The 17,182-nt window shown below is 67.6% G+C and carries 13 protein-coding genes and 1 riboswitch; of the genes, 4 read left to right on the top strand and 9 right to left on the bottom strand.

Annotated elements, in window-relative coordinates:
- Positions 1–56 precede the first annotated feature (56 nt).
- A riboswitch (glycine riboswitch) is annotated at positions 57–157 on the top strand.
- Positions 158–320: 163 nt separating this feature from the next.
- On the top strand, positions 321–3,218 hold the full coding sequence (gcvP, locus tag OVA31_RS24420; RefSeq protein WP_267629091.1) for an aminomethyl-transferring glycine dehydrogenase: 2,898 nt from the start codon (positions 321–323) through the stop codon (positions 3,216–3,218).
- Positions 3,219–3,242: 24 nt separating this feature from the next.
- On the opposite strand, the gene OVA31_RS24415 is transcribed toward gcvP, so the two are convergent.
- The 9 genes from OVA31_RS24415 to OVA31_RS24375 form a co-directional block, all read right to left on the bottom strand.
- Positions 3,243–4,451 carry a hypothetical protein gene (locus OVA31_RS24415; RefSeq protein WP_267629090.1) on the bottom strand — a complete coding sequence of 403 codons (1,209 nt, stop codon included), beginning with the start codon at positions 4,449–4,451 and terminating at the stop codon, positions 3,243–3,245.
- A 135-nt stretch (positions 4,452–4,586) separates the two neighbouring features.
- Positions 4,587–6,764 carry a malate synthase G gene (locus tag OVA31_RS24410; RefSeq protein ID WP_267629089.1) on the bottom strand — a complete coding sequence of 726 codons (2,178 nt, stop codon included), beginning with the start codon at positions 6,762–6,764 and terminating at the stop codon, positions 4,587–4,589.
- A 113-nt stretch (positions 6,765–6,877) separates the two neighbouring features.
- On the bottom strand, positions 6,878–7,768 hold the full coding sequence (locus OVA31_RS24405) for a 3-methyladenine DNA glycosylase (RefSeq protein ID WP_267629088.1): 891 nt from the start codon (positions 7,766–7,768) through the stop codon (positions 6,878–6,880).
- A gap of 4 nt (positions 7,769–7,772) precedes the next feature.
- A complete protein-coding gene (locus OVA31_RS24400) occupies positions 7,773–8,849 on the bottom strand; it encodes a hemolysin family protein (RefSeq protein WP_267629087.1) in 1,077 nt (358 codons plus the stop codon).
- Positions 8,846–10,321 carry a hemolysin family protein gene (locus OVA31_RS24395; RefSeq protein WP_267629086.1) on the bottom strand — a complete coding sequence of 492 codons (1,476 nt, stop codon included), beginning with the start codon at positions 10,319–10,321 and terminating at the stop codon, positions 8,846–8,848. Before OVA31_RS24395 ends, OVA31_RS24400 begins: the two co-directional genes overlap by 4 nt.
- A 3-nt stretch (positions 10,322–10,324) precedes the next feature.
- On the bottom strand, positions 10,325–11,758 hold the full coding sequence (locus OVA31_RS24390) for a GuaB1 family IMP dehydrogenase-related protein (RefSeq protein WP_267629085.1): 1,434 nt from the start codon (positions 11,756–11,758) through the stop codon (positions 10,325–10,327).
- Positions 11,759–11,793: 35 nt separating this feature from the next.
- Positions 11,794–13,275, bottom strand: coding sequence for an NADP-dependent phosphogluconate dehydrogenase (gndA, locus tag OVA31_RS24385; protein ID WP_267629084.1), 1,482 nt, complete (start codon positions 13,273–13,275; stop codon positions 11,794–11,796).
- Between the two features lie 54 nt (positions 13,276–13,329).
- Positions 13,330–14,280 carry a M56 family metallopeptidase gene (locus tag OVA31_RS24380; protein ID WP_267629083.1) on the bottom strand — a complete coding sequence of 317 codons (951 nt, stop codon included), beginning with the start codon at positions 14,278–14,280 and terminating at the stop codon, positions 13,330–13,332.
- A 54-nt stretch (positions 14,281–14,334) separates the two neighbouring features.
- Complete coding sequence (locus OVA31_RS24375; protein ID WP_267629082.1) at positions 14,335–14,733, bottom strand: BlaI/MecI/CopY family transcriptional regulator; 399 nt, start codon at positions 14,731–14,733, stop codon at positions 14,335–14,337.
- Positions 14,734–15,047: 314 nt separating this feature from the next.
- Between OVA31_RS24375 and OVA31_RS24370 the strand changes: the two genes are divergently transcribed.
- From OVA31_RS24370 to OVA31_RS24360, 3 genes are all read left to right on the top strand, one after another.
- The gene (locus OVA31_RS24370; protein WP_267629081.1) at positions 15,048–15,503 is read left to right on the top strand and encodes a PaaI family thioesterase; all 456 of its coding nucleotides are present in this window, start codon (positions 15,048–15,050) and stop codon (positions 15,501–15,503) included.
- Positions 15,500–16,744 carry a DUF6986 family protein gene (locus OVA31_RS24365; RefSeq protein WP_267629080.1) on the top strand — a complete coding sequence of 415 codons (1,245 nt, stop codon included), beginning with the start codon at positions 15,500–15,502 and terminating at the stop codon, positions 16,742–16,744. Before OVA31_RS24370 ends, OVA31_RS24365 begins: the two co-directional genes overlap by 4 nt.
- 121 nt (positions 16,745–16,865) lie before the next feature.
- A complete protein-coding gene (locus tag OVA31_RS24360) occupies positions 16,866–17,168 on the top strand; it encodes an urease subunit gamma (RefSeq protein WP_267629079.1) in 303 nt (100 codons plus the stop codon).
- Positions 17,169–17,182: the final 14 nt, after the last annotated feature.

Here is a 17,182-nt window from a genome sequence, read left to right as displayed (position 1 = left end):
CTCCACTGCGGGGTTGAACTGCAGAGCAGTCGCCCACCCGTATACTGGGTGGGCGTCGCTACGTCACGGGAGAGCGCCACCGATCGGGTTGGGGTGGCCGCCGAAGGAGCAACACCTCCTCGTCAAACTCTCAGGCACCCAGGACCGTGGTGTTGACGGCGTCTCTGGAAAGTGACCCGGGGAGACCCGGGCCCGCCCACGGTGAAAGGCCGCTCCGGTGTCCCGGAACGACCGAATCTCTCAGGCGTCTGGCATCCGTGCTGCGGATCCCGGATATGACAGAGGGGGAGGGCCGCAGACCGCCGAGAGGTTGACCTGTCATGCCCGCCACTTCCGCGTCCGATCCGGTGACCTTCATCGACCGCCATGTCGGTCCCGATCCCGCCGAGACCGACCGCATCCTTGCCGAGATCGGGGTCTCGTCGCTCGACGAACTCGCCGAACGGGTCGTCCCGTCCGTGATCGCCGACGACCCGGGTGCCAACGGTCTGCAAGCACTGCCACCCGCCATCGGTGAACACGATGTGCACGATCGCCTCGCCGAGCTCGCGTCCCGCAACGTGGTCGCCCGATCGATGATCGGGCTCGGCTACCACGACACCTTCACCCCGCCGGTCATCCTGCGGAACGTGCTGGAGAACCCGGCCTGGTACACCGCGTACACGCCGTATCAGCCGGAGATCAGCCAGGGACGACTCGAGGCCCTGCTGAACTTCCAGACCATGGTCGCCGACCTCACCGCGATGGAGGTCGCCAACGCGTCGATGCTCGACGAGGCGACCGCCGCCGCCGAGGCGATGACCCTGATGCGCCGTGCGGGCAAGTCCCGCTCACCGCGCCTCGTGGTCGACGCCGATCTGTTCCCGCAGACGCGCGCTCTGCTCGACACACGGGCCGAGCCGCTCGGGATCGAACTGGTCGAGGCGTCGTTGCATCCATCGCTGCCCGGATGCGGCCTGCCCGACGGTGACTTCTTCGGAGTGGTGCTCCAGGTCCCGGGCTCGTCCGGCCGGATCCTCGACGTCGCGCCGATCATCGCGGCCGCGCACGATCGCGGCGCGTTGGTCTCGGTCGGGGCGGATCTGCTGGCGCTGACGTTGATCACACCTCCGGGTGAACAGGGTGCCGACGTGTGCTTCGGTACCACCCAGCGGTTCGGCGTGCCGATGGGGTTCGGCGGTCCGCACGCCGGTTACCTGGCAGTGCACTCCGCCCACGCGCGACAGTTGCCGGGACGGCTCGTCGGCGTCTCCAAGGACGCCGACGGCAACCTCGCCTATCGGCTGTCACTGCAGACACGTGAACAGCACATCCGACGGGAGAAGGCCACCAGCAACATCTGCACCGCCCAGGTGCTGCTCGCCGTGATGGCTGCCATGTACGCCTCGTACCACGGCGCGGACGGTCTGCGCGCGATCGCCCGGCGGGTGCACGACGGCGCGGTGTTCCTGGCCGACAGCCTGACGGTCGCCGGCTTCTCGATCGCGCACTCCTCGTTCTTCGACACCATCGTGGTGCGCGCACCCGGCCAGGCCGACGCGATCGTCGCGAACGCCAAACGCGACGGCAACATCAACCTGCGGCGTATCGACGCGGACTCGGTCGGCATCGCCTGCGACGAGACGACCACCGACGCCGACCTGGCCGCCGTGCTCCGTGCGTTCAGTGCCGAAGGGGTCCGGCGTCATTCGTTCGCGCAGCCGATCGAGACACGGCAGAGCGACTTCCTCACGCACCCGGCGTTCAACCGGTACCGCACCGAGACGTCGATGCTGAGGTACCTGCGCGCGCTGTCCGACAAGGACATCGCACTAGACCGGAGCATGATCCCGCTCGGTTCCTGCACGATGAAGCTCAATGCGACCGCGGAGATGGAACCGGTCACCTGGCCCGGGTTCGCGCGCCTGCATCCGTTTGCGCCGACCTCCGACACCACCGGGATCCGTGAACTCATCACGACGCTGGAGGACTGGCTGGTCACGATCACCGGCTACGACCGGGTCAGCCTGCAGCCGAACGCCGGCTCACAGGGCGAGTACGCGGGCCTCCTGGCGATTCGGCGGTACCACCGCAGCCGGGACGAGGCGGACCGCGACGTCTGCCTGATCCCGTCGAGCGCCCACGGCACCAACGCCGCATCCGCGGTGATGGCGGGGATGCGAGTGGTGGTCGTCGGGTGCCGCGAGAACGGCGACGTCGACGTCGACGACCTGCGCGTCAAGATCGACAAGCATCGGGACGCACTGGCGGCCATCATGATCACGTATCCGTCCACCCATGGTGTTTTCGAGCACGACATCGAGGAGATCTGCGCGGCCGTGCATGACGCAGGTGGCCAGGTCTATGTCGACGGCGCCAACCTCAACGCGCTTGTCGGAGTGGCCCGGCCGGGCCGGTTCGGCGGTGACGTCAGCCACCTGAACCTGCACAAGACGTTCTGCATCCCGCACGGGGGAGGAGGGCCCGGGGTCGGGCCGGTCGCCGTGCGCGCGCATCTCGCGCCGTTCCTGCCGGGTCATCCCCTCGCTGACGAACTGTCGTCGGAGGGCACGATATCGGCCGCCCCGTACGGTTCGGCCTCGATCCTGCCGATCACCTACGCCTACATCGCGATGATGGGCGCGGATGGTCTACGCCGCGCCACACTGACGGCGATCGCGTCGGCCAACTACATCGCCCGCCGGCTGCGCGGACACTACCCGGTGCTCTACACGGGCCGCGGCAGCGAAGCAGCGCGAACCGACGGCGAGGGATTCGTCGCGCACGAGTGCATCCTGGATCTGCGGCAGCTGACCAAGGCGACCGGCGTGACCGTCGACGACGTGGCAAAACGCTTGGCCGACTACGGTTTCCACGCGCCGACGATGAGTTTCCCGGTCGCCGGGACACTGATGGTCGAGCCGACCGAGAGTGAGAATCTCGACGAACTCGACGCGTTCTGCGAGGCGATGATCGCCATTCGTGCCGAGATCGACCGGGTCGGCTCGGGCGAATGGTCCGTCGACGAGAACCCGTTGCGGGGCGCCCCGCACACCGCCGAGGCGCTGGTCGGGGAGTGGGATCATCCGTATTCGCGGGAACTCGCGGTTTATCCGCTCGGTCTCCCGTCGGCAGGCGGACGGGCCAAGGTGTGGCCGGCGGTGCGCCGGATCGACAACGCCTTCGGCGACCGGAACCTGGTGTGCAGTTGCCCACCGATCGAGGCGTTCAGCAGCTGAGGGCGCCCGGGCCTGAACTGCGGGTCAGTTCCCGCCGGGCTTGGGGCCGCTGTCGGGCCCGTAGACGAGGCGATTGATGGTGACCGTCGCGGCGTCCTCGGGGTTCGGCATCGGGTTATCGGTGATCGGGAACGTCACGGTCGCGTTCGGCTCGGGCATGGGGGCGTCGCCGCGGAATCCGAGTGCGGTGAGTTTGCCGAGCTGGTCCGGCTTGCTCACGAAGTCGAAGAACTCGGACACCGCATCGGTCTGCTCGGGTGAGACCTGTGAACCCGCCATCCGGACGATCGGATAGTCGGCGATCGGGGTCGGCCCGTCCGGCACCACTTCGGAGAGCCGTGCCGAGGTGTCCGAGCGGGTCAGCTGGAACAGCGACTGCTCGGTGATCGGCACCGCGTGGATCGCAGAGGTCGCCGGGTCGTCGGCGTCGGCGATCGAGCGCGCCGCGCCGGCCGCCGACCCGTCCGGTGACTGCGGGGCACCCGTCATCATCGCGTCGACACTCGACGCCACGCGAGGCGAACTCGCGTCCTGTTCGGTGAGTGCACCAGTGGTCCGGGTCACCTGCATCGCGACCGCCTGGGCCGACAGCGCGGTGGCGTCGGACTGCGCGCCGGTGGGCATCGCGAGACGGATCGACCCCCAGCTGCCCAGGCCGTAGTCGCCGAGGCTGCTGCTGCGTTTCTGCAGGGTGGGCAATTGCTGCCAGTCGAGTTTGCCGTCGAGGGCCTTGGCCAGCTGGGGCGCGGTGGCGAGCACGACGGGAGATGACACCAACGACGTGGGTTTGCCGTCGATCGCATCGGGTTTCGCCGTGGACAGGTCCGCGGTCCAGATCGATGATTGCGGAACCCAGGCAGCCGGATAGGCGCCGAGCGCGGCGGAATCCCACGTGCCGGCCAGTCCGTCGAGGGTGACCTTGGCATCGGCCGGTCGGACCTCGATGGTCACGCAGTGATCTCGCACCACCGGACGGGTCTTGGCGTAGTCCTGCGCGAGTGTCTTCAGCGGGTCGGCGATGTCGGGATCCGCGATCACCGGGACCTTGGTCGTACCCTCGACGCAGTTCTCCGCCGCCTGATCGCCTTGGCGGTCTATCCGGTCGCCGAGTTGCGCCCAGAGCAGCACCAGGGCGGCGACCAGGATGATCGACAACAGGGAACCGACGAGGCCACGACTGACACCGCGACCGCGTACCCCCGCGCGACCGTCAGTACTTCGATGGTGTGCCAAGCCCCCCTGCCTTCCGCTCATCGGGCCGACGTCCACCCCGGTCCCGTTTGACCGGGGTGACAACGGACGACGATAGCGGAGATCGCGGTGCCGGCACCATGGCGGGGGCTGTGCGAATGCTCGGGAGCCCGCCCGTCAGGCGTTGGCGGCCTTGAACTCGCGCCGCTTGCGATGCAGGATCGGCTCCGTGTAGCCGCTCGGCTGCTTCGCACCTTCGAGGATAAGCTCCTTGGCCGCCTGGAAGGCGATGTTGGAGTCGAAATCGGGTGCCATCGGGTGATATGTGGCGTCGCCCGCGTTCTGTCGGTCGACCACCGGGGCCATCCGTTCGAGCGATGCCACGATGTCGGATTCGGTCACGATGCCGTGATGCAGCCAGTTGGCCAGTAGCTGGCTGGAGATCCGCAGGGTGGCACGGTCTTCCATCAGCGCGATGTCGTGGATGTCGGGCACCTTGGAGCAGCCCACGCCCTGGTCGACCCAGCGGACCACATAGCCGAGGATGGACTGGCAGTTGTTGTCGAGCTCCTCTTTCTTCTCCTCGGCCGACCAGTCGGTCTTCGGTGCGAGCGGGATCGTGAGGATGTCGTCGACCGATGCCGGATCACGCTTGGCGATCTCGTCCTGGCGCTCGAAGACGTCGACGAGGTGGTAGTGCAGTGCATGCAGGGTCGCGGCGGTGGGCGAGGGCACCCATGCGGTGGTGGCGCCCGCCTTCGGGTGACCGATCTTCTGCTCGAGCATGTCGTGCATCAGATCCGGCATCGCCCACATGCCCTTGCCGATCTGCGCCTTGTGCTGCAGACCGGCGTGCAACCCGGTGTCGACGTTGAAGTCCTCGTACGCCTTGATCCACTTCTGCTGCTTCATGTCGCCCTTGCGGATCATCGCGCCGGCCTCCATGGAGGTGTGGATCTCGTCGCCGGTGCGGTCGAGGAAGCCGGTGTTGATGAACACGACGCGATCCTCGGCGGCCTTGATGCACGCCTTGAGATTGACGGTGGTGCGTCGCTCCTCGTCCATGATCCCGACCTTGAGGGTGTTCTCCGGCAGGCCGAGAACCTTCTCCACCCGATCGAAGAGTTCGACGGTGAAGGCGACCTCGTCGGGTCCGTGCATCTTGGGCTTCACGATGTAGATCGACCCGGTCCGGGAGTTCTGCTGTCCCTCCGGGGACATGCCGTGGATGCCGATCAACGACGTGAAGAGTCCGTCGAGGATGCCCTCGGGGACCTCGTTGCCGTCGGCGTCGAGAATCGCACTGTTGGTCATCAGGTGCCCGACGTTGCGCACGAACAGCAGGGAACGTCCGTGCAGGTCGAAACCGGAACCGTCGGGTGCGGTGTACTCGCGGTTGCCGTTGAGGACGCGGGTGAAGGTCTTGCCGCCCTTGGCGACCTCCTCGCTGAGGTCACCCTTGTTGAGGCCCAGCCAGTTCCGGTAGCCGAGCACCTTGTCGTCGGCGTCGACGGCGGCGACGGAGTCCTCGAAGTCCATGATGGTGGTGATCGCCGACTCCACGACGACGTCCTTCACCCCGGCCGGATCGGTCGAGCCGATCGGCGACGACGGATCGATCTCGACGTCGAGGTAGAGGCCGTTGTTGCGCAACAGGATCGACGTCGGGGCGGCGGCATCGCCGCGGTAGCCCGTGAACGCCGACGGATCGGCGAGACCGGAGGTCGTGCCGTCGGCGAGGGTGACCTGGACAGCAGAGTCGACCACCGCGAACGCCGTCACGTCGGTGTAGCTGCACTGCTCGAGCGGGACGGCCTTGTCCAGGAAGTCCTTCGCGTACGCGATGACCTTGTCGCCGCGCACCTTGTTGTAGGAGGAGCCCTTCTCGGCGCCGCCGGTCTCGGGGATGGCGTCGGTGCCGTACAGGGCGTCGTAGAGCGAGCCCCACCGAGCGTTGGAGGCGTTGAGTGCGAAGCGCGCGTTGAGGATCGGGACGACCAGCTGCGGGCCCGCCGTCTCGGCGATCTCGCGGTCGACGTTCTCGGTCCCGATCTGGAAGTCGGCAGGCGGATCGACCAGGTAACCGATCTCGGTGAGGAAGGCCTTGTAGGTGTCGAAGTCCAGATCGCCTGCGGTCGCGGGATGATCGCGGTGCCACTGGTCGATCTTCGCCTGCAGATCGTCGCGCACGGACAGCAGCTCACGGTTGCGGGGCGCCAGGTCGGTGATCACCGAGGCCGCACCCGTCCAGAAGGCGTCGGGGTCTACACCGGTGCCGGGCAACGCCTCGTTGTTGATGAAGTCGTACAGGACGGAAGCGACCTGCAGCCCGTTGACGTTGATCCGGTCAGACATGACAGCCTTTCTCCAGCGGTGAATCGACACGTTCATGCTACTCGTCGGTAATCTGCCCCGACACCGGGTATCCGGGCAGGTCCGAGAGGGGTGGGAAGGTCAGTTGACGGAGCTCACAGTCGGTTCGAATGTGCGACCAGATCGCTCAGGCGTTGTGACAGCGCCGTCCGTAACTCGCTGCCCTCCTCGGCAATGGCGGACTGTTCGCGCACATACTGCGCCCGCCCTGCCGCGGTCTCGACGGGCACCGGATCGTAACCCAGCGCGGTGAGGTCGTAGGGGCTCGCCCGCATGTCGAGCTCCCGTGCGCGCAGGGCGGATCCGAAGCAGGCGAGGGTGAGGTCGGAGTCGATCAGCGGTGCGAGCGTGAAGCAGGCCCGATAGAGGTCCATCGTCGTGTGCAGACATCCGGGCTGCTCGTCGTGCACCTGCCGGTCCCGGGTCAGCTCGGTCTCGTTTCGGGGCCGTGCCTCCGGCGTGAAGAACCGGAACGCATCGAAATGCGTACAGCGCAGTGGCATCTCCTCCACGACGGCATCGGTCCCGGCCCGTCCGAGACGCAGCGGGACGTCGTGGCGCTTCTCTGTGGTCCGGTAGACCATCGCCCATTCGTGCAGGCCGAAGCACCCGAGGCGTGCGGGGCGCGACGCGGTCGCGCGCAGGAGTGTGGCGGTGGCACCGACGGCACCTGCGCGGTCGCGGAGGTATCCGGGATCCACGGTCACCGCGTCGCCGACGCGATGGTAGCCGCGCAGGGCGAGGAGTTCGTCGGCATCCTCTAGCAGGACGCCGAATCCGGGATGCCACCTCGTCACGTGCGCGGGACGAGACGAGTAGTAGGTGAACAGGAAGTCGATGACGGGATGCTTGGCGCCGTTCTTGCGGGCTCGCAGATACGGCCCGATCAGGTCGTCGACGCGGGCGCGGTGATCGTCACGCCGAGCACGCCACTGCGCCGAGGTCAGCCGTCGGCTCGTGGCGCGACGTATCTCCGTCGATGTCATCGGATCACACCCGATGGGTCTCGTCACGGACATTGCCGACGAACTCCTCGACGAGGTCGGCCAGGGCGACGATGCCGACCGTCCGTCCGGAGTCGTCGACCACCGCACCGATGTGGGCGCTCGTGCGCCGCAACGCCGCGGTCGCCTCGTCGAGCGGGGTGGTCGACGCGATCACCGGTAGCGGACGGATCTTATCGATGCCGATGATGGTGTCCGGACCGATCCGCTCGTCGAGGATCTCATCGAGCACGTCTTTGAGGTGGAGATATCCAGTGAACGTCCCGTCGGGACCGCGCACCGGGAAGCGCGAGAACCCGGTGTCGCTGACGGCGTGCTCTACCGCCCCGAGTGTCGGCCCGGTGCCGCCGGTCTCGGAGTCGACCTCCACGCCGACGCTGTGCATCTGTTCGAGGGAGATCATCACCTCACTCACGGTGCGGCCCACCGACTGCAGTGCGCGGGTCAGTCGCTCGTGTTCTTCGGCGTCGATGAGACCTTCCTGCTTCGACTCACCGAGCATCTGCGCGAGTTCCCCCGCGGAGACCGCCGAGTCGAGCTCGTCCTTGGGCTGCACGCGCATCAGGCGCAGTGACGAGTTCGCCAGCCAGTTGTAGAACGCGATCAGGGGGCGCACCATGCGGATGAACGCGAGATGCGCGGGCACCAGGAGCATGGCGGAACGCTCCGGACCGGCCAGCGCGATGTTCTTGGGCACCATCTCGCCGATGAGGATGTGCAGGACCACCACGAGCGACAGGGCGACGGCGAACGAGATCGGGTGCAGCAAGGCGTCCGGCACGTGTGCCAGATGCAGGGGTTTCTCGATCAGATGCGCGACGGCAGGCTCGCCGACGCGACCGAGCAGGATCGAGCAGATGGTGATGCCCAGCTGTGCACCGGCCAGCATCAGTGACAGGCGTTCGCCTGCCCTGATCACCGTCCGGGCACGCTTCTTGCCGCTTTCCTCGAGCGCTTCGAGGCGGTCGCGGCGCGCGGAGATGAGCGAGAACTCGGCACCGACGAAGAACGCGTTGCCGCCGAGCAGCACGATCGTGAGGAGGACGGCCCAGATGTCGTTCACTCCGTGCCCCGATCGGTTCCGTCGCGGCCGAGGAGAGTGTCGTTTGAAGGGGTGCTGTCGGGCGGGATGTCGTCGAGTCGCACGTCGTCGTGCCGGATGTCGTCACGGACGGGCCGTAGTGAGACCACATCGATTCGGCGACCGTCCATCTGCGTCACGGTCGCACGCCAGGTGATCTCGGCGCCCGGCAGCGGCTCGTCCTCGTCGTCCTCGTCGTCGTCTCCGCCGATCGATCGGGTCGGCAGCTCGACAGCGTCGCCGACCTCGGGTATCCGTCCGAGGCAGAACATCACCAGGCCGCCGAGTGTGTCGTAGGACCCTTCCGGCGCCCGGTAGCCGGTGGCGTCGGTCAGTTCGTCGATGCGGAGCAATCCCGAGCACAGGAATCCGTCGCCGTCGACGGCGACATCGGCGCGCTCGTGATCGTGCTCGTCGGTCACATCGCCGAGGATCTCCTCGATCAGGTCCTCGGTGGTGACGATGCCCGCGGTCCCGCCGTACTCGTCGATCACCACGCACAGCTCCATGCCGTCGGCGCGGATCCGTTCCATCAGGGCGTCGCCGTCGAGGCTGGTCGGCACGCGGGGGACCGGCCGCGCGATGGACGCGACCGTCGTGTCGGCGGCGTGTTCGGGCGCGACGGTGAAGGCCTGTTTGATGTGCACGACGCCTACGAGATCGTCGAGATCGCCGTCGATCACCACCGGGAACCGGGAGTGACCCGTGCGCGACGACGCCATCACCAGGTCGCGGATGTTGTCATCGCGGTCGAGGCAGTCGACGGTCACCCGGGGGGTCATCAGATCCTCTGCGCTGAGCTCGCCGAACTTGAGCGAGCGGTCGACGAGCGCCGCGGTGTCCTCGTCGATCGACCCCTGGCGTGCCGAGTTGCGTACCAGCGACACGAGTTCCTGGGGCGACCGGGCCGACCGCAACTCCTCGGCGGGTTCGATGCCGAGTCGGCGGACGATCCAGTTCGCCGAACCGTTCAGGCCGTTGATCGCCCAGCGGAAGGTCGCGGAGAACACGGTCATCGGCCCCGACGTCGCGCGGGCGACGGCGAGCGACTTGGCGATGGCCAGGTTCTTCGGGATCAGCTCGCCGAGCACCATCGACAGCGACGTGGCGATGATCAGTGCGAGCGCAAGCGAGATTCCCGACGCCAGCGAGTCGCTCACGCCCGCCGAGGTCAGTGCCGGGGTGAAGATGCGCGCCAATACCGGCTCGGCGATGTAACCGGTGATCAGCGTGGTGATCGTGATGCCGAGCTGCGCACCGGACAGTTGGAACGACAAGGTCGCGTGTGCCCGCTGGACCAGGCGGGATCGGCGGTCGCCGTTGGTGGCGACATCGTCGGAGATGGTGGATCGTTCGAGCGCGGTCAGTGAGAACTCCGCGGCGACGAACAGTGCGGTGCCGAGCGTGAGCGCGACGAAGCCGACGAGACCGGCGATGAGGAGGGCTGTCTCCACCCCTCACCACCCGCCGGGAAGCGGGCGCCCCTCGGCGAATCCGGCGGCGGACTGGATCCCGAGCACCACCTTCTCGTGTAGCTCGGCGAGCGTCCGGGCGCCCGTGTAGGTCGCAGTGCTCCGCACTCCCGAGCAGATGTTGTCGATGAGATCCTCGACGCTGGGCCGCTCGGGATCGAGCCGGATCCGGGAGCTCGAGATGCCCTCCTCGAACAAGGACTTGCGCGCCCGGTCGTAGGCGCCGTCCTTGGCCGACCGGGCCGCGACGGCCCGTTTGGAGGCCATCCCGAAACTGACCTTGTACGGCCCGACGGCATCCTCTTGCAGATCGCCCGGTGACTCGTAGGTTCCGGCGAACCATGACCCGATCATCACGTTGGACGCTCCGGCCGCCAGCGCCAGCGCGACGTCACGCGGGTGACGGACCCCGCCGTCCGCCCAGACGTGGGCACCGTGGCGGGTGGCGACCTCGGCACATTCGGCGACAGCCGAGAACTGGGGCCTGCCCACGCCGGTCATCATCCTGGTGGTGCACATCGCGCCTGGTCCGACACCGACCTTGATGATCGATGCGCCGGCGTCGATCAGGTCCGTAGCGCCTTGGGCCGACACGACATTGCCAGCGGCGATCGGAACTCCGGGATCCGCTGTGGCGACCGCCTCGAGTGCGGTGAGCATCTTCTCCTGATGCCCGTGCGCGGTGTCGATGACGAGCAGGTCGGCGCCGGCCGCCGCCAGTGCCTTGGCCTTGCCGACCACGTCGCCGTTGATACCGACCGCTGCTGCGATCCGGAGGCGGCCGTTCGCATCGACATTCGGCTGGTACACCCCGTGTCGCAGCGCCCCGACCCGCGACAGCACGCCCGCGAGCCGCCCCTCGTCGTCGACGAGAACGGCAAGGCCGAGATGCTGGTCGTCGAGTCGATCGAAGACATCACGGGATGCGGTGTCCACCGGCAGCGTGACGATGTCGGGATCGAGAACCTCGCGCACCCGCGCGAAGCGATCGACGTCGCGACAGCGTTTCTCGGTGACGACGCCGATGGGGCGGCCGTCCTCGACGACGACCGCCGCCCCGTGCGCCCGCTTGGGGATGAGGGCGAGCGCATCGGACACCGAGTCGTCGGCGGTCAGCGTGACGGGTGTGTCGGCGACGAGGTGCCGGGACTTGACGTAGGCGATGGACTCGGCCACCACCGGGATCGGCAGATCCTGGGGCAGCACCACCAGTCCGCCGCGTCGTGCCACGGTCTCGGCCATCCGCTTTCCGGCGACCGCGGTCATGTTGGCGACCACGATCGGGATCGTCGTGCCACTGCCGTCGACGGTCGAGATGTCGACGTCGAATCGCGAAGCGACGTCGGACCGATTCGGGACGATGAACAGGTCGTCGTAGGTCAGGTCGTGGGTGGGCCGATGGCCCTCGACAAATCGCACGGTTGGTTGCGGACTCCTCTCGCCCCCGGCCGATTCTATTCGGTCACTTCGGACCGGTCACCGCTCCACAGTGTGTGGAAGGTGCCGGGCTTGTCGATGCGCTGGTAGGTGTGCGCGCCGAAGAAGTCGCGCAGACCCTGCGTCAGGGCCGCCGGCAGCCGCTCGGCACGCAGCGCGTCGTAGTACGACAGCGAGGAGGCGAACGCGGGCACCGGGATGCCCATCAGGGTGGCCGTCGAGACGACCCGTCGCCAGCTGTCCACCGCGTTCTCGACCGCGTTCCGGAAGTACGGTGCGAGGAGCAGGCTCGGCAGGTCCGGGTTCTCGGCGTAGGCGTCGCGGATCCGGTTCAGGAACTTGGCGCGGATGATGCAACCGCCGCGCCAGATGGTGGCGAGATCGCCCGGGTGGACATTCCAGCCGTATTCGGCACTGCCTGCGGCGATCTGGTCGAAGCCCTGCGCGTACGCGACGACCTTGGAGGCATAGAGCGCCTTGTTGATGTCGTCGATGAAGGTCTTCGTGTCGGTCGGCGCCGCGGCCAGCGTGCCCGGCTCGAGGCCTTGCGCCTGCTTGCGTTGATCGGTCGCGCTCGACAGCGCACGGGCGAACACGGCCTCGGCGATACCCGTGGTCGGGATGCCCAGGTCGAGAGCGGATTTGACGGTCCAGCGGCCGGTGCCCTTCTGGCCTGCGGCGTCGACGATGACGTCGACGAGCGGCTTGCCGGTCTCCGCGTCGGTCTGCGAGAGCACCTCTGCGGTGATCTCCACCAGGTAGCTGTCGAGGTCGCCGGAGTTCCACTCGCGGAAGACGTCGGCGATGTCGGAGACAGGCATGTCGAGCGCCTTGCGCATGAGGTCGTAGGCCTCACCGATGAGCTGCATGTCCGCGTATTCGATGCCGTTGTGGACCATCTTGACGAAATGGCCGCTGCCGTCCGGGCCGATGTGGGTGCAGCACGGCTCGCCGTCGACCTGCGCGGAGATCGACTCGAGCATCGGGCCGAGCGACTTGTACGACTCCGCCGGACCACCCGGCATGATCGACGGGCCGTTGAGTGCCCCCTCCTCGCCACCGGAGATCCCGGCGCCGACGAAGTTGAGTCCGCGCTCGGACATCGCCGACTCGCGGCGGATGGTGTCGGTGTAGAGCGAGTTGCCACCGTCGATGATGATGTCGCCGGATTCCATGAGGCCGGCGAGCTCTTCGATGACGGCATCGGTGGGGTCACCCGCCTTCACCATGATCAGCACCCGGCGTGGGCGCTCGAGCGCCGCGACGAACTCTTCCATCGTCTCGGTCCGGACGAACGATCCTTCGGAACCGTGTTCGGAGATCAGGGCGTCGGTCTTGGCGATGCTGCGGTTGTGCAGCGCGACCGTGTAGCCGTGGTTGGCGAAGTTGCGGGCGATGTTGGAACCCATGACGGCAAGACCGGTGACACCGATCTGGGCCTTGCCCGAGTCGGTGGAATCGGAGCTGGCGGGCCGATTGGATTCAGCGGCAGTTGTCATGGCCTCAAGCCTATTGCCTTCGCGATCGCACCACGAGCGGGAGGGTGGTGCGACTCACGCGGCCGAGATCAGCCGGCTGAGTTCGGTCAGCCACGGGATCGCCACCGCAAGGGTCGGGACCACCAGGATCGCCGCCGCGGCGGAGTAGGCCGACAGTGCGAGCAGTCGGGTCGGCCGTTCGTCGCGGAGCCGGCGGATTCTCGCCAGTGTGGTGGGGCCGCCGACCGCCATCGCGCCGCGCGGGGCCACCGCATCCGCGCAGGCGACGAGCGCGCGGCCGAGGGTGGTGGGAGCCGTGGCCCGGACGGCCTGGTCGTCGGCGAGTGCCTCGACCAGTAGTTCCACCGCACCGAGTGCGGAACTGCTCCGGACGACGCGGGGGAAGGCCTCGTGCACGGCGATGAACGCTTCGAGGACGAGGTCGTGGCGGGCGCGCAGATGGGCGCGCTCATGGGTCAGGACGGCGGTCAACTCTTCGCGGGAGAGCCGCGCGACTACCCCTTCGCTGACCACGACGCGCTGCCGGAGACCGGGCAGGCAGTAGGCGAGGGGCTGCTCGACGTCGATCATGCGGACGTCGCTGGCGAACAACGGATGCGATGCGTCGCTGCGATCACACCGGTCCAGGATGTCGATCAACTGGCGATGGGCGTAGCGACGGGCGCGGGTGCGCACACCGACGCGGATCACCGTGTACATCAGTCGTGCGCCGACCATCAGGGTGAGGGCGAAGACACCGACGAGGGTCAGCCACAGTGGCAGTCCGAGTCGGTCGATCTCGTCGAACGGGTTCGTGGTCGGGGCGCCGTCGGGGCCCGGGGTCAGCAGGTTCGCTGCGATCGCCAGGCCGCAACTGAACGCGGACAGCACACCGGCCAGAGCAATGGCCTGCCACAGCGTCATCGCTGCCCGAGGTGCCTTGACCGGCCACGATGCGCGGGACAGAGCCTCCGCTGCTGGGCCGACGAGCACCAGGGTCAGGATGCCGAAGAAGAGCGCAGTCATCGGAACGGTCCTTGCGTGGGCTGTGTGGAGTCGCTGCTGGCGTCTGGGCCGAATCTATCCTGTTTCCCCGGTTCCCCGGACGGCTTCGAGTTCATCGAGTGCATGTCGCAGGGCGGCGGCCTCGTCGGCACCGACCCGGCCGACGAAGGAGACCAGAGCGGCATGGCGCGATCCGGGCGCTTCGGCCTCCGACAACGCGTCGACCATGAGGCTTGCCACCAGATCCTCCCGCGGATGCGTCGGCTGGTACTTGTGCGCACGATCGTCGCGGATCTGCGTGACGAGATTCTTCTTGGCCAGACGCTGGAGCACCGTCATCACCGTGGTGTACGCCAGCGAACGATCGCGGGAGAGTGACTCGTGCACCTGCCGCACCGTCTGGGGGGTCGGGCTCGCCCACAGGGTGTCCATGACGGCGCGCTCGAGGTCGCCCAGTCCGTTCATTCTTCTCATTTTACTTCCGGTTCTCCTGTCCGCCCACATGGGACGTCACCCGTGTTTCCATGCCTGGTCACATTCGTTTTGCACGACCCCTTGACAATATTGGTAAGGCTATCCTACATTTGGTCTCACGCGGACCGAGTGAGTGTCCTGAGGGCTGCAGAGACCCCCGGTCCACGCCGCGATAGGCCCCACGCTGTAACGCAGCGTGGGGCCTATCGGTTCCTCCGGGGTCGGTTCGTGAGCTGTTCGACGAGTCCTACGGGCGGGTTCCCGTCCGGGACCTTCCCGCGCAGGCACCGATGTCTCGTGCCAATCTCTTGGGTATGAGCGTTGACGACGAACAATCGATCAAGGACACCTTCGGCCGCGGTTTCGACACCTCTCTGGGCCTTCGGCTACAGGAGGTCGGTCGGGATCGCGTGGTCGCGGTTCTGGAGCTCGACGACAAGCATCACCAACCGTTCGGGATCGTGCATGGTGGCGTCTACTGCGCCGTGGCCGAGAGCGTCGCGAGCGTCAGCGCCTTCACCTGGCTGCAGGCCACCGGTATCGGTGGCACCGCTGTGGGAGTGAACAACAACACCGACTTCATCAAGTCGGTCAGCGCCGGGACGATCAGCGTCGAGTCGTCGCCGATCCACCGTGGACGTCGCCAGCAGCTCTGGCGGGTCACCATGACCGACGATCAGGGTCGTCTCGTCGCGGCCTCGCAGGTACGGCTGCAGAACATCGAACTCCCGGAGGGGGTCGAGGTCCCGGCAATCCCGGCGGGCGCATGACCCGAGGACTGCCGGCAGAGGTACGGGCCCGTCTCGAGGAGATCCTGCGCCCGGTCGACGACGACCTCGCCGCTCGATATCCCGGTGATCTTCCGACGGCGCAACCGGCGCACACCGTCTACGTGAGCGCTGCCGATGCCGACCTCGACACCCCGGCGTCGTGGGGTGAGCGGGCAGGCGAGATCGCCGAGGCCGCCCGCGACATCGTGATCGACTTGGCCTCCGGTGACGTGGTGGTCGCCGACCTCGCACGAAAACGTCTGCAGGACAACCCCGTCGAGGACCTCCGGATCGACCTCGAGGACGGCTACGGGTGGCGAGACGACGCGGTCGAGGACGCGGATGCACGACGCGCCGGTGAGACCCTCGCCGGATGGACGCAGATGAGACCGCATGCCCCGCGCAGTGCGGGTATCCGCGCGAAGGGGCTCGGTGATCGTGAACGCGGCCGCGGACTGCGCACTCTGGAACTCGTTCTGGACGGTGCGGGGGGCGTCCCGGACGGATTCGTCTTCACGGTCCCCAAGCTGCGCGACGTTCGGCAGGTCGACGCGGTCAACGTGCTGTGCAAGGCATTCGAGCGCGCTCACGGTCTCGCCGAGGGGGCGCTGCGATTCGAGCTGCAGATCGAGATCCCCCAGGCGGTGCTCGGACCCGACGGTCGCGCAACCCTGGCCCAGGCGATTCACCGGGGGATGCCCCGGCTCACCGGGCTCCACTACGGGACCTACGACTACAGCGCCGCGTGCGGCATCGTCTCGGCGCAGCAATCGCTGGCACATCCGGTCGCCGACCACGCCAAGGCGGTGATGCAGGCCGCCGCCGCGCAGACCGGCGTGTGGATCAGCGACGGCTCGACCCAGGTGATCCCGGTGGGCACCCCCGACCAGATCCAATCGGCGCTGCGACGCCACCATGCTCTGGTGTTGCGGTCGGTGGAACGCGGGTTCTATCAGGGGTGGGACATGCATCCGGGGCACCTCGTCACCCGTTGGCTGGCGGTGATCGGCTTCTTCCGGTCCGCGATGCCCACCGCCGCCCGGCGCCTGGACTCGTATTTCGACCGTCGGTCCGGCGAGGTGGTCGACGAACCCGCGACGGCTCTGTCGTTGGCGTCGGTCCTGTACCGCGGCGCGGCGGCCGGGGCGTTCACCGCCGACGAGGTCACCGAGATCGCGCCGTCGTGTACGGCGCAACGGTTGGCCGCCCTGCGCGCGGGTGGTGGCGCGCTGCCGTCCTGACGAGGCGATCGTCTCTCGCCGCGCCGCGCGATCCGCGGCGTGGCAGGATGTCATCTACCCGGGCGCCGGCGCACGAACTGTGCGCTGTCCCGGCTGTATTCGTCTCGCCAGGAGAGGTCCGTTGCGTCTGTCGCCCCATGAGCAGGAGCGGTTGCTCATCTCGTATGCCGCCGAGCTGGCACGTCGACGGCAGGGCCGTGGATTGAAGCTCAATCATCCCGAAGCGGTGGCGATCATCACCGACCACGTCCTCGAGGGTGCCCGCGATGGGCGCTCGGTCGCCGAGCTGATGTCGTCGGGCCGGGAGGTCCTAGCACGCGCGGACGTGATGGACGGCATCCCCGAGATGCTCCACGACGTGCAGGTCGAGGCCACGTTTCCGGACGGGACCAAGTTGGTCACCGTGCACGACCCCATCGATTAGCGGCGCGAGAGGAC

The sequence above is a fragment of the Gordonia sp. SL306 genome (genome assembly GCF_026625785.1).
In the GTDB taxonomy this organism is placed as follows: domain Bacteria; phylum Actinomycetota; class Actinomycetes; order Mycobacteriales; family Mycobacteriaceae; genus Gordonia.
Note: the sequence above shows the minus strand (reverse complement) of the source record. Positions and strands in the feature narration are given on the sequence as shown.